Genomic DNA, 11,974 nt, shown 5'->3' with positions numbered 1-11,974 from the left:
AAGTGATCTCGATCCCAAGCTATTACAAACCAACCAATTTAGGCCTTAAATCACACCTTTTTGTATAAATGAAATACAAAACCATGCTGAAAAACAGGCATAAAAAAAGCGAGCTTAACGCTCGCTTTTCTTTTTAAATCAGAATGTTGAATGCAAGTAGGCAACCAATAACAAAGGCTTATGGCTCAAGCAGGGCAACAACGTTATGACGGGAAGCATTTGCCTGGGCTAACAAAGTCGGAACCGCATTATCCATCAGCTGCAAAGAGACATTTTCAGGCGCTTCTAACCAGCTGGCTTCAATCGCACCATCATTGCTCACAATCCCGGATTTCATTGTATTGGTGGTCACCAAACGTTCGAGATCCTGGCTGACCTGACGCTGTACTTTACTCATCTGAGAAAGTGCCTGCTGGATCTTCTGCATCATGCGTTCGATGTCTGCCAGGGCCTTACGGGTCGACTGTGGTTTACCGAACTCCAGTTCCTGAGGCTCAACCGCTTGCTTATCATGCGATTCCAGTTTTGCCTTAACCGGATTCCCCGCAGGCAGGATCTGCCCACCACCTGACATCCAAACGCCTTTTTTAATTTCCGGCCACTGCTCTTTAGGCACAGAAAAAGACAGATCTCCGTACTTATCAACGCCAACCTGAATATTGCGCGGCGCAAAAGCCTGGCTCATTTTATCGGCAATTTCAGTGGTGTTTTCGTCGTTATTGATGCGAACCTGAACTGTGCCTGGTGTACCGGAATCAAACTGGAAACGCAGGATTTCATCTTGCTGGCGCATCGTATTAAGACGCAGGCCTTTCATCGAGAAACCTTCCTGCTGCGGCTGTTCACTCAAGCGCGGCGTCAGATCATGATGCAGTACCGGCTCATCTTCATACTTAGATTCGCGGGTCAGCTTAACCAGCTTATTTTTCAACTGGTGCAGTGTTTGCTGCAACTGATCTTTTTTATTTTCCTGAGCATTCAGCGAGCGACGGGCCATCTGGCGCAACTGATTCAGCAGATCACCGGCTTCCTGCAGCGCTTTTTGCGCGCTCTGAGCCTGAGCTGCCTGACGGTGTGCCAGACTGGTCTGCACCAGCAAACTTCCCTGCTTCTGACCGGCTAGGTTTGAGTGCTGCTGTTGCTGTTGTTTTTGCTGCTTCTCATCGACTTTAGGTACAGCAACCACTGGATGCTGTTTAGTAACACGATCGGCCTGGGTACTGTCGCCGCTGCGTAGGGTATTGTGACTAGAGGTAATTTGATTAACCAAGGTGGCCTCGCATATTAATCTAACGGGGCCGGAGTTAAGCATCCCGACCCAATCGGGTTATCCCGATTACATCTGTTTAAACAGGGACAAGTTTTGAATCTTGCTATAGGTCATCTGAGTGGCCTGCAGCGCCGCCATCTGAGTATTCATTTCCAGAATCGCTTCACTGTAGTCAAGATCCTTCACATCACCGATCAGCTTCTTGTTCAGCAACTTATTATCTTCATGAGAGCCATCGATTCGAGTCAACGAATTACGCTGGCCCCCTACTTCAGCCCACACCTTATTGATGGAGCCCATTGAAGAGTCAATCTCACTCTGAGCAAAATTCATCTTCCCTGTAAGAGCATCACCCGTAACAGCCGGATCACGCAATGCTGAAATCGCCTGATCAAGGCTGTTGAATATATCACTTCCGCCACTAAAGAAAATGGATTCTGCCGTCTGATTAGCCGGAATTGTGGTCGATTCGGCCACTTGTACCATACGCTGGTCACTGTTGCCCATGTAAGTGTACTTACCGGTTGCCGGATCCTTTTCTATCGGTTGAGTATCCGTCTTAGTACCGGCAAAAATGTAGTCACCGTTCGGGTTCTTGCTGTTAGCGATATCGCTCAGCTGATCCAAAATAGATTCCAGCTCAGTCGCAATCGCTTCGCGGCCCGCCATGGTACTGTTGCTGGCATTATTAACGCTAATCACCAGCTCCTGAGCTCGCAATACCGCATTATTAGAGGCATCCAGCTGAGATTCAGTCTGACCCAGTTGAGTTTCCAGGTTAGAAATATTTTTCTGAAACTGACTGATATTCGACTGCTCTCGGTCAAGCATCATCAGCTGAACCGCACCTAACGGATCATCCGATGGCTTAAGCATTCGCTCAGCAGAGCTCAGCTGCATGAAATTTCTATTTACCCCTGAGCTTGAGGTCTGCATGCTGGAGAGCATGACGGTATTAAGCTGGGCCGTACTTAATCGCATGTTACTTTCCTTTTGATCTGATACCGGTTAGCGGAACATCGACAAGGTGACATCAAACAGAGTCTGTGCTGTTGAGATCACCTGAGCATTCGCCTGATACATCTGGGTGTAGGTCATAATGCTGGCCGCTTCTTCGTCCAGGTTAACGCCGCTGACACTATCACGATCGCCTTGAGCCTGTTTTACCAACGAGTCAGCAGCCTTGGTATCCGCCTCAATCTGAGCCGTTTTAATTGCCCAGTCACCAGTCATACCGGTATAACTGGTATGAATTGGTTTTCCATCAAGCTTCGCAATTGCCGCTTTGAACTTATCCGCTTCTGCTGCCGTCAATTTGGTGGTGTCAATCGACACCGACTCGTTTTTCTGATTAATCAGTTGCTGCAGGTTCTCACTGTTACCCGGCTCACCGGCTTTCGAAGCAAAGGCCAGTTTTTTCGGGTCATCAACTAGCAGGGTCAGGCTCTGCGCCGCTCCTTCGATCTGATCCACACCACCAAATACCGCCTCACCGGCTGCACCGTTAAGGTCAAAGCCCTTGGCATGAGTTTCGTTAAATTGGGTAGCAAAACTGTATGCCATCACATCCAGTTCCTGCTGCAGCCCTTTCAGCTCAACATCACGGTATTGAACCAAGCCACCAATCGAGCCGCCCATCTTGTTATCCAACGCAAAACGACCATTACCGCGCAGCAGCTCCATACTGCCATCCGGTGCCTGATTCAGTTTGCTGGCCTGGCTGCCGTTTACCAGCGGTTGCCCCTGATCCAGAGTAATGGAAACTGTGCCATCGTCGTTATAGTTAGTATTGATATCCATCATCGCCGACAACTGACGAACCGCCTCATCACGGGAGTCCAGCAAATCAGTCATCTTCTGGCCCTGACCCGAGGTATCGCGCAGGCTGTCATTCATCTCAGCAATGCTGGCAATCAGCGAGTTGGCTTCTGATACAGCGGCATTCAGCTGACCATTCACCTGCTTCGCCTGCCCATCCAGCTGCGAACTCATGTTATTGAATCGCTGAACCATCGACTCACTCTGACTGAGAATCGTCTGACGGTGAGCAATATCCTGAGGTGCAGTAGAAGCCTCACTCAATGCTGCATTGAAGCGGTCCAAGCCTTTGTTGATACTGGAGCTTTCATTATTCAGCAGCACTTCAGTTTTCGACATGTACTGGTGACGAGCGGAGTTAAAACCCCATGAACCTTTCTGCTTGTAGATCTGTTGGTTGAGATAATTATCAGCCATACGCTCAACACTGCTAACGCCAACACCGGCACCACCGTGGCTGTTGACCTCGGCTCCGAAACCGACACGCTGACGGCTATAGCCCGGCGTCATCACGTTGGCGATATTGTGAGAGGTAACGGTTAGCCCTGAATTGGAGGCATTCAAGCCCGACAGGCCGATATTAATTATGCTCATAGTTCTTCGTCATCCAGATGGAGATTCATTTGCTGCGACAGAGGTGTGACACCACGCCACCATTGAGGCCGCTCAACCTGGCTGTAGTTGAGTTCAGCATCGGAAGGCAGTGGACTGACCGATCCCGGCGCAATTTCCTGTCCTTGTTGTACCATAGCGACCGTTTGGTGCTTTGGCTTAAATGCTTCATGCTGCCCAAGTTGCTTTACCAGCATATCTGCAATGCCCAGGCTCTGTTGCTGACTCATTTCCATCGCTATCTGACTGTCATGCATTGAGCGGTAAAACTTTTGCTGACGACTGTTGAAAACTGAATCATCCTCATCATCATGCATCGCATCCGATGCCTGGCGCATGTTTTTAAGAACAGTCTGTAAAAAGACCGCCTCAAACTGACCGGCCGCTTGTTCCAGGGCTTCCATTTTGTCGCCATTAGCTTTGATATTTTGCAGGCTAGTCATGTCGTTATACATTGCAGCATGCGTTTCGTGATCATTAATTTTCATTACAGCACCACCAGCTCACCCTCAAGCGCACCGGCCTCATCCAGCGCGATCAAAATCGCCATCAGATCATTTGGGGTTGCCCCGAGACTGTTGACCGCATCAACTATGGTCTGCAATGACGTACCTTCATCACTTTCCGGCCAAATGAAAACTTTCCCTTTCTCCTGATCAATCGATACATCCGACTCAGGTGTTACCGTGGTATTACCTGCACCAAATGCATTCGGCTGACTGACGTTATAGCTTTCTGCGACACTGACGGTCAGGTTACCGTGGCTGACAGCGGCGGTATGAACACGCACATCCTTACCCACCACAATGGTGCCGGTACGGGCGTTGAACACCACCTTAGCCTTACGCGGCCCCTGCTCAATATCCAGGTTTTCCAGCATTGCCAGGAAAGTAACACGCTGGCTCTGATCATGCGGTGCACGTACGGCAATACGAGCATGACTCTGCGCAGTAGCTACACCCGGGCCAAACACTTTGTTAATTTCTTTTTCGATATTCCGGGCAGTATTAAAGCCTGGGCGCTTGAGGTTCAGGACTACATCAGAAGAGGTCAGGAAAGATGACGGAATCTCCCGCTCAATAATCCCGCCGTTAGGGATCAGGCCGGCCGTCGGAATATTGATAGTGATACCGCTGCCGCTGTTGCCTTCGGCTTTCACACCGCCTACAACCAGGTTCCCTTGGGCAACAGCATAAATCTGACCATCGAGGCCTTTCAGCGGTGTCATCAACAGGGTACCGCCACGCAGACTTTTAGCATCACCGATAGACGATACCGTAATATCCAATGCCTGGCCTTTACTTGCCAGCGGGGGAATCGTGGCATGTACAGCAACGGCTGCCACGTTCTTCAGTTTCGGGTCGGTATTGGCCGGTAGCTGAACCCCGAACTGGCTCAGCATATTTTTCACCGACTGGGAGGTGAATTTAGTCTGGCTTTTATCACCAGTACCACTTAAGCCTACAACCAGACCGTAACCCACCAGTTGGTTATCACGTACACCCTGGATATCCACCAGGCTCAAGAGCGGCCGGGCCTGCCCCCATAACGGGAACAGGCAAACCAGCAGACCGATAATAATTTTTTTCATCGCCATCAGATTGGGAACCAAGAGCTGTTAAAGAATCGGGATAGCCAGCCAGCTTCATTAGCATCAGCCAGTGCACCACGGCCGGAGTAAGTGATACGGGCATCACCCAGACGCTGGGAAGAAACGCGGTTCGAACCGTCGATATCATCAACCCGAACCAGACCGGACAGACGAATAAATTCATCCCCCTGATTCAGTTTGAGCCACTTCTCACCACGGATACGCAATACGCCGTTAGGCAGTACTTCCTGCACCATCACCGTAATATTGCCCGACAGGGAATTCTGCTGCGAGCTGGACGACGAACCTTTGAAATCACGATCGCCTTCAAGGGAAAACTGGCCTTTGGCATATGTTTTCCCGGCAAAAATCGGAGGGGCAATCGTCGCATTACTTTCCTTGCCGTAGCTGGTACCCGCTTTTTTGCTTGAGCGGGTCTGCTCGTCCAGCACCACGGTCAGGATATCGCCGATACGGAATGCCCGACGGTCCTGAAACAGCGCCATACCATAGTTGGCACTGAACAAGCTACCGTCAGGATCTACCCGGTATTCGGGAAACTCCATCGCCGGGTTGTTCTCTTCCGGCTGAACATCAACGAATGATGACACCGGTGCACAACCGGCCAGCAACAACAATCCAAGAAAATAAATTACGCGTAGCATGCCCCACCACTTACATTGACTGGCTGACGAATTTCAGCATTTGATCGGCACCCGATACCACCTTGGCGTTCATCTCGTAGGCACGCTGGGTCGTGATCATGTTAACCATCTCTTCCACAACACTGACGTTAGAACCTTCAAGGCTGAACTGGCTGATACTGCCGATACCGTCTTCACCCGGAACACCTTCTGTTGGTGCACCCGATGCGCCGGATTCTTTAAACAAGTTACCGCCCATCGCTTCCAGACCCGCCGGGTTAGTGAAGTTAGCCAGGGTGATCTGACCGATTTCCTGCGGCTGAGGGTCGTCAGCGGTCGTGATCGATACAATGCCGTCAGAACCGACATTAAAATTGGTCGCATTGTCCGGGATTTCAACATTCGGCATTAGCGGCAAACCAGCAGCCGTTACCAGCATACCTTCTGAGTTACGGTGGAACTGGCCATTACGGGTATACGCTGTGTTTCCATCCGGTAGTTCTACCTGGAAAAAGCCAGAACCCAGAATAGCCATATCTGTTGCCTGCTCGGTATTCTGGTAGGCACCGGTTTTCATCAGCTTCTGAGTACCAACCGTACGCACACCATTACCCAGCTGCAGACCTCCAGGTCTTTCGTTCTGCTGGTCAGCCATAGCGCCTGGCTGCCTCTTCATCTGATAGAACAGATCTTCAAATACCGCGCGATCCTGTTTGAAACCGACGGTGTTAACGTTCGCCAGGTTATTCGAAATAACCTGCATTTGGGTATCTTGTGCCGCAAGGCCCGTCTTACTGACCCAAAGTGCTGCGTGCATATTGCTTTGCTCCTAAAAACTATTCCGCCCTGCTGTCAGGGAAGGCGTCTCGCCAGAATTAACTACTCGCCAGAATTAACTGCCACGAACAATCCGGTTACCGGCGTTGGCCAGGTTCTCTGCTGCCTTCATCATCTTGATTTGAAATTCAAAGTTTCGAGACAGCGAAATATTACTTACCAGTGCATCAATGGCATTGACGTTGCTGCTTTCCAGATAACCGGAAGCAACTGTTACCGTTTCATCCATATCAGCCTGGGCACCGGCTCCTGCTACCCGGAACAGACCATCTTCGCCTTTATAGACAGTTGCCAAATCTGGCTTCACCAGTTTCAGACGACCGACTTCCTGCACCAGGCCACCGCCCTCAGGGACAATGGAAATCGTGCCGTCGGTGCCGATATCCAGCTGCTTGTATTGCGGGATAACAATGGCACCGCCGTCACCCATAACCGGGCGGTCACCCAGCATCAGTTCACCTTCTGCATTAAGGTGAAAATTACCGGCACGGGTGTAAGCTTCATCGTTTTCACCGGCCTGAACCGCAAAGAAACCTTCTCCGCGGATCGCCACATCAAACGGATTGTTGGTGTGTTGCAGGGCACCACTGGAAAAGTCCGTACCGCCAGCGCGTGCAGCAACCAGAGTACGGCTTTGAAAGCCGTCACCTTTCACTGCCACACTTTCCGCCTGTTCAATATCAGCGCGGAAACCGGCAGTGTTCACGTTCGCCAGGTTGTTAGCCTGAACCTGTTGCGCCATCATCACCCGGCTGGCACCGGACATGGCGGTAAATAGCAACTTATCCATACCCTGCTCCTAAGGCTTACAGATTCTGGAACAGGATCTGAGTCATTTCCTGCGATACCTGAATGGTCTTCGCGTTCGCCTGATAGTTGCTCTGCGCTGACATCAGACCAACCATTTCGCTGGTCAAGTCAACGTTTGAGTTCTCAAACATACCAGTACGAAGCTGACCCAGCTGGCCAGTACCAGCCACACCTGTCAGAGGGGCACCGGAAGAGAAGCTCTGTGTCCAGCGAGTACCGCCGGCCTGTTGCAGACCTTCCTGATTAGGGAAACGAGCAAGCACAATCTGGCCCTGGGCTTTGGTCTGGCCGTTTGAATAGCGCGCATACACAGTACCGTCGGCCTCAAAATACCACCCCGCCAGCTTGCCTGGTGCATAACCGTTCGGTGCGTTTTTGTTGATGGAGAACTCGCTGCCGTACTGGCTCACTTCTGTCATATCAAAAGTGATAACCTGTCCCTTATTGGCACCATTAGTCGGATCAATCGTCAGATCTACAGAGTTAGGAGCCAGCAGCTTACCATCACCATCAAAGTTAATAGTCTCTGAATGAAGCGTTGCCGGTGGTGTCGGCACTTGATCATCAATCACGTAGTGAGCTTTCCACTGATTAGCGCCGGTTTTCACAAAGTACTGGGTCACTTCATGCTCGGCACCGATTGAATCGAAAACCGTGGTGGTTACACTTGAAGTGAAAGTAGTCGGGTCTTCCTTATCAAATGGCTTAAGCGCCGGATCAATAACCGGCAAACTCGCATTCAGGTTTACCCCCAAATCCACCTGCGACGTAGTCTTGGCCGCCATATCACCGGTTTCAACCATCAACTCAGTCGTCGTACCGTTCTGGATCTGGCCAGTTTCGTTTGCACCGAAACCCTGCAGGCGGTAACCATCAGCGGTTTCGATGTAACCGTCAGCACTCAGGTTGAAAACACCGTTACGGGTGTACATTTGCTGACCGTTGCTCTGCACCATGAAGAAACCTTCACCGTTGATCGCCAGGTCACCGTTACGGTTTGTCGGTGTAGTTGCACCGCTCATGAAGCTCTGGCGAACAGCCGCCACTTCTACACCATTCATCTGGCCGCCACCAAATTCAGGGGCATAAATGTCCTGAAATTCAGTACGTGAAGCCTTGTAGCCAGCAGTACCTACGTTGGCGATGTTGTGGCTGATAGTGTTCATTTGCTCAGAAGTGGACTTCAGGCCACTCATACCAATGTTAATTGACATAACCTTTCCTACTTAGATTCTTATTAGCTGACTGACTTAAGCTGTAATTTCACGCATATCGTACATAGACATCTTGCCCAGCCCTTTCAGGCTTAACATGATGGTGCCCCCATCAGATGGGATGTTGACCGACTCTACCTCGGCCGCAATCATCATTTTCTGCGTCCAGGCATTGTCACCTTTCTCTGCTACCACTTCGAAGGTGTAATTACCGGAACCCAGCTTGTCACCGTCGATTTTGAATTCCGCCATACCAGCGCCCTTAGGCCCCAGCTTGATTTCATCAACGACTTTACCTTTCTCGTCGTAAACCATGACCTTGGCAGTATCAACCGACTGGTCGAACTGCACACGCCCTTCGATCACCTGACCTGCGGAGACTTCGACTTCTCCGTTGGCTTCCATCAGCACTTTCTTGCCGACCAGGTTGGTTGCCTGCAGCATTTCCACATTAGTCATGCCAATGTTCATGCCAGCCAGGCCTTTCTTCATACTTTCCAGGCTTTCTACCGCCGACATCATGCCCAGCTGAGTCAGGTACTCGGTACCATCAGTCGGGTTCAGCGGGTTCTGGTTCTGAACCTGGGCAACCATCATGGTCAGGAAATCATTGCCTGATGGCTGGCTACCGTTACGGGCAACCTGAGGATCAGCAGAAGCCGACTTCTGGTTGTGCTGACCTGTTGTTGTAATTTGTGGCAAACTCACTTAAATCTCCTACCCCATCTTGCCAAGGCGCAAAATGCTCTGCTGCATACTGCGAGCACGGCTCATCACATCAACATTGGTTTCAAAGCTGCGTGATGCCGCCATCATATCCGCCATCTCTTCAACCACGTTGACTGTTGAGTAATACACATACCCTTCGCCGTTGGCCTGAGGGTGGTTCGGTTCATAGCGGCGACGCAGTGGCTCATCGCTATCCACAACGTCATCAATCTGTACTTTCGAGCCCGCTGCTGGGCTGTTCAGATCGACCATTACAGTTGAGAACACAGGTCGCTTAGCGCGGTAGCCTGTTTTCTCAGAGCCCGATACAACGTCCGCATTCGCCAGGTTACTCGCCACAGTGTTAAGACGAACGGTCTGGGCCGTCATTGCTGAACCGGCAATGTCATAAATCGTCGAAAAAGACATAGCAGTTACTGTCCGTTAATGGCTTTTTTCAAGCCGTTGAGTTTCATATTCAAGAAAGTGGTGCTGGTTTCAAAAGCCATCGCATTCTCAGCAAATTTTGCCTGCTCCACCCCCAGCTCAACGGTATTCCCGTCCTGAGATGGCTGGTTCGGGTTGCGGTACAACAGCTCATAGCGCTGTGGCAGTGCAGTGCGACGGCGTTCCAGGTGCTTAGCCCTGGCTTCATTGGCAACATGTGCCATCGCATCTTCAAAACTGATATCTCGCGCTTTGTAGTTGGGGGTATCCACATTGGCCAAGTTACCCGCCAATACCTTCGCGCGTTGAGTTCGAAACGCCAATGTATTAGGGTGTACCCCGAGTGCCTGTTCAAAATTAATAGCCATTGTTACTCGCCGTTGTACGCAGTTACAAAACGTATAGATGGTGAAACCGACATAGCATTAAGCATGAAACGTGCCAACTACATAAGCATTTACTTTCAAACACTTATGGTTGTTATATCGTGTTATTAAACCTAAAGCGGAAGTGTCGCTTCCGAGCGGAAAAGGCGGTTTTCACCCTGTTGCTGGGTACCCTGCTTCCGGTCTCCGGACTGTATGCTGACACAAGTACCGACAGTGGAAGCGAACAGGCCATTGAGCAATTTCTGGATCTCCAGGTCAGTCGCTATGCTGCCAGCATCGGAAGCCAGGATTATCACATCCGCCTGAAACCCCTCAGAGATCTACCCGATTGCGATGAACCGCTGCAAAAAACCTTAAGTGATCCGGAGGAACCCATCGGCAGGCTGACCATTACCCTTGAATGCCACCGCCCCCAATACTGGAAAGCCAGGGCCAAAGCGGAAGTGGAAGTTTTCCTTCCGCTGGTTGTTGCCAAGCAAACCATCAGCCGCCGCCAGCTCATCAAGCTCGATGATTTAAGCCTGAAGCGCAGCAATATTGCTTACTTACGCAGAAACTACTTCACCAGCCCTGATGATCTGATCGGTCAAACCAGCCGCCGCAAGATAATTGCTGGTAAAATAATCAGTCCGAAGATGGTAGAATCGCCGCAGCTGGTACAGCGCAATGAGGAAGTGATCATCGAAGCAACCTATGGTGCGATGACCGCCAGAATGAAAGGAATTGCTTTGGAATCAGGAGCTAAAGGTAACACCATCCGGGTGCGTAACTTGTCCTCCAACAAAGAGGTTTTTGCGACAGTTACCGGCAAGCAGCGAGTCAGAACAACCTTTTAATCAAAACAAGCACAAAATACTTAAGTGTTTTACGAACTGGTCGCTGTAAATCAATAACCGCAACATACTTTTAATGTGAAGGCTATGATTGGAAAAATTTCTCACTCACAACCTGTCGCAATGCCGACAGAAGCAAGCAACAAATCAGTTGCGAGCACAAAAGCGCCACAGGCACAAGTTGAGCTTAGCCACGAGATGAAGTCACTACAATCTGCGAAACAATCTATGGAATCCGCTCCTGACGTTGATATGGATAAAGTTGCCGAAATGAAGGCAATGCTGAAAGCCGGTAATGTCTCTGTCAACCTGGATAACCTGGCAGACAGCATGATTGACTTCTATCAAGGGCAAAGCTAATGACTTCCCGTACACAGCAAGTCAAAGCTCTTCTCGGCGAGCTGGCACAGGATGTAAAAAGCTATCAGCAACTGGCAACGCAACTAAAGCACCAGCAATCTCTGTTGGTTAACCGCGACAGCCAGGCTTTGCTTACACATAATGTCCAGCTCCAGAAACTGATGCAACGACTTAGCGACAACGCCAAAAAACGTTGTGAATATCTGGAAACCTTAGGTGTGAGTGCCGATGATGCCGGCATGAAGCGTCTGCTGGCTGCGCTACCTGCGCAATTCAACCAACAAGGTAACCAGTTATGGCAGCAGCTTTATCAACTGACACTGCAATGTCAGGAGTTGAATAATGCCAACGGGCGAGTACTGGCGCAGCAAAAACAAATGATCGACAAATTGCTCAAACCCGAACAGCAATACTGCTACGGCCCAGGCTGCTGAACACTCT

At 50.3% G+C, this 11,974-nt stretch carries 15 protein-coding genes; 3 read left to right on the top strand and 12 right to left on the bottom strand.

Going from position 1 to position 11,974, the window contains the following annotated elements:
- Positions 1-178: 178 nt before the first annotated feature.
- From C942_RS04445 to flgB, 12 genes are all read right to left on the bottom strand, one after another.
- Entirely contained in the window at positions 179-1,270 is a 1,092-nt protein-coding gene (locus C942_RS04445; protein WP_007462939.1) for a hypothetical protein, read from the bottom strand.
- Between the two features lie 66 nt (positions 1,271-1,336).
- Positions 1,337-2,251, bottom strand: coding sequence for a flagellar hook-associated protein FlgL (flgL, locus tag C942_RS04440; protein WP_007462937.1), 915 nt, complete (start codon positions 2,249-2,251; stop codon positions 1,337-1,339).
- 27 nt (positions 2,252-2,278) lie between these two features.
- Complete coding sequence (flgK, locus tag C942_RS04435; protein ID WP_007462935.1) at positions 2,279-3,682, bottom strand: flagellar hook-associated protein FlgK; 1,404 nt, start codon at positions 3,680-3,682, stop codon at positions 2,279-2,281.
- Positions 3,679-4,188: a rod-binding protein gene (locus C942_RS24285; RefSeq protein WP_007462933.1), complete on the bottom strand. Its 510-nt coding sequence runs from the start codon at positions 4,186-4,188 to the stop codon at positions 3,679-3,681. The genes flgK and C942_RS24285 overlap by 4 nt, the downstream gene beginning before the upstream one ends.
- Positions 4,188-5,291, bottom strand: a complete 1,104-nt coding sequence (locus C942_RS04425) for a flagellar basal body P-ring protein FlgI (RefSeq protein WP_036798781.1) — start codon at positions 5,289-5,291, stop codon at positions 4,188-4,190. The genes C942_RS24285 and C942_RS04425 overlap by 1 nt, the downstream gene beginning before the upstream one ends.
- A gap of 5 nt (positions 5,292-5,296) precedes the next feature.
- Entirely contained in the window at positions 5,297-5,956 is a 660-nt protein-coding gene (gene flgH / locus C942_RS04420; protein ID WP_007462929.1) for a flagellar basal body L-ring protein FlgH, read from the bottom strand.
- A 10-nt stretch (positions 5,957-5,966) separates the two neighbouring features.
- Positions 5,967-6,752 carry a flagellar basal-body rod protein FlgG gene (gene flgG / locus C942_RS04415; protein WP_007462926.1) on the bottom strand — a complete coding sequence of 262 codons (786 nt, stop codon included), beginning with the start codon at positions 6,750-6,752 and terminating at the stop codon, positions 5,967-5,969.
- 75 nt (positions 6,753-6,827) lie between these two features.
- Positions 6,828-7,562 carry a flagellar basal body rod protein FlgF gene (locus C942_RS04410; RefSeq protein WP_007462924.1) on the bottom strand — a complete coding sequence of 245 codons (735 nt, stop codon included), beginning with the start codon at positions 7,560-7,562 and terminating at the stop codon, positions 6,828-6,830.
- A 16-nt stretch (positions 7,563-7,578) separates the two neighbouring features.
- Positions 7,579-8,796 carry a flagellar hook protein FlgE gene (gene flgE, locus C942_RS04405; RefSeq protein WP_007462922.1) on the bottom strand — a complete coding sequence of 406 codons (1,218 nt, stop codon included), beginning with the start codon at positions 8,794-8,796 and terminating at the stop codon, positions 7,579-7,581.
- 36 nt (positions 8,797-8,832) lie between these two features.
- A complete protein-coding gene (locus C942_RS04400) occupies positions 8,833-9,504 on the bottom strand; it encodes a flagellar hook assembly protein FlgD (protein ID WP_007462920.1) in 672 nt (223 codons plus the stop codon).
- Between the two features lie 9 nt (positions 9,505-9,513).
- Positions 9,514-9,933 (bottom strand): flagellar basal body rod protein FlgC, encoded by a 420-nt coding sequence (gene flgC, locus C942_RS04395; RefSeq protein WP_007462918.1) that lies wholly within the window; start codon positions 9,931-9,933, stop codon positions 9,514-9,516.
- A 5-nt stretch (positions 9,934-9,938) separates the two neighbouring features.
- Complete coding sequence (flgB, locus tag C942_RS04390; protein WP_007462916.1) at positions 9,939-10,319, bottom strand: flagellar basal body rod protein FlgB; 381 nt, start codon at positions 10,317-10,319, stop codon at positions 9,939-9,941.
- A gap of 119 nt (positions 10,320-10,438) precedes the next feature.
- On the opposite strand from flgB, the gene flgA reads away from it, so the two are divergent.
- The 3 genes from flgA (at position 10,439) to C942_RS04375 (ending at position 11,967) form a co-directional block, all read left to right on the top strand.
- Positions 10,439-11,176, top strand: coding sequence for a flagellar basal body P-ring formation chaperone FlgA (flgA, locus tag C942_RS04385; RefSeq protein ID WP_157372552.1), 738 nt, complete (start codon positions 10,439-10,441; stop codon positions 11,174-11,176).
- An 84-nt stretch (positions 11,177-11,260) separates the two neighbouring features.
- Positions 11,261-11,533, top strand: a complete 273-nt coding sequence (gene flgM / locus C942_RS04380) for a flagellar biosynthesis anti-sigma factor FlgM (RefSeq protein ID WP_007462912.1) — start codon at positions 11,261-11,263, stop codon at positions 11,531-11,533.
- Positions 11,533-11,967 carry a flagellar protein FlgN gene (locus tag C942_RS04375; protein WP_007462910.1) on the top strand — a complete coding sequence of 145 codons (435 nt, stop codon included), beginning with the start codon at positions 11,533-11,535 and terminating at the stop codon, positions 11,965-11,967. Before flgM ends, C942_RS04375 begins: the two co-directional genes overlap by 1 nt.
- The last annotated feature ends 7 nt before the right edge of the window (positions 11,968-11,974 follow it).

Origin of the sequence: Photobacterium marinum (assembly GCF_000331515.1) — a bacterium.
Classification (GTDB): domain Bacteria; phylum Pseudomonadota; class Gammaproteobacteria; order Enterobacterales; family Vibrionaceae; genus Photobacterium; species Photobacterium marinum.
This window is presented reverse-complemented; position numbering and strand designations above follow the sequence as displayed.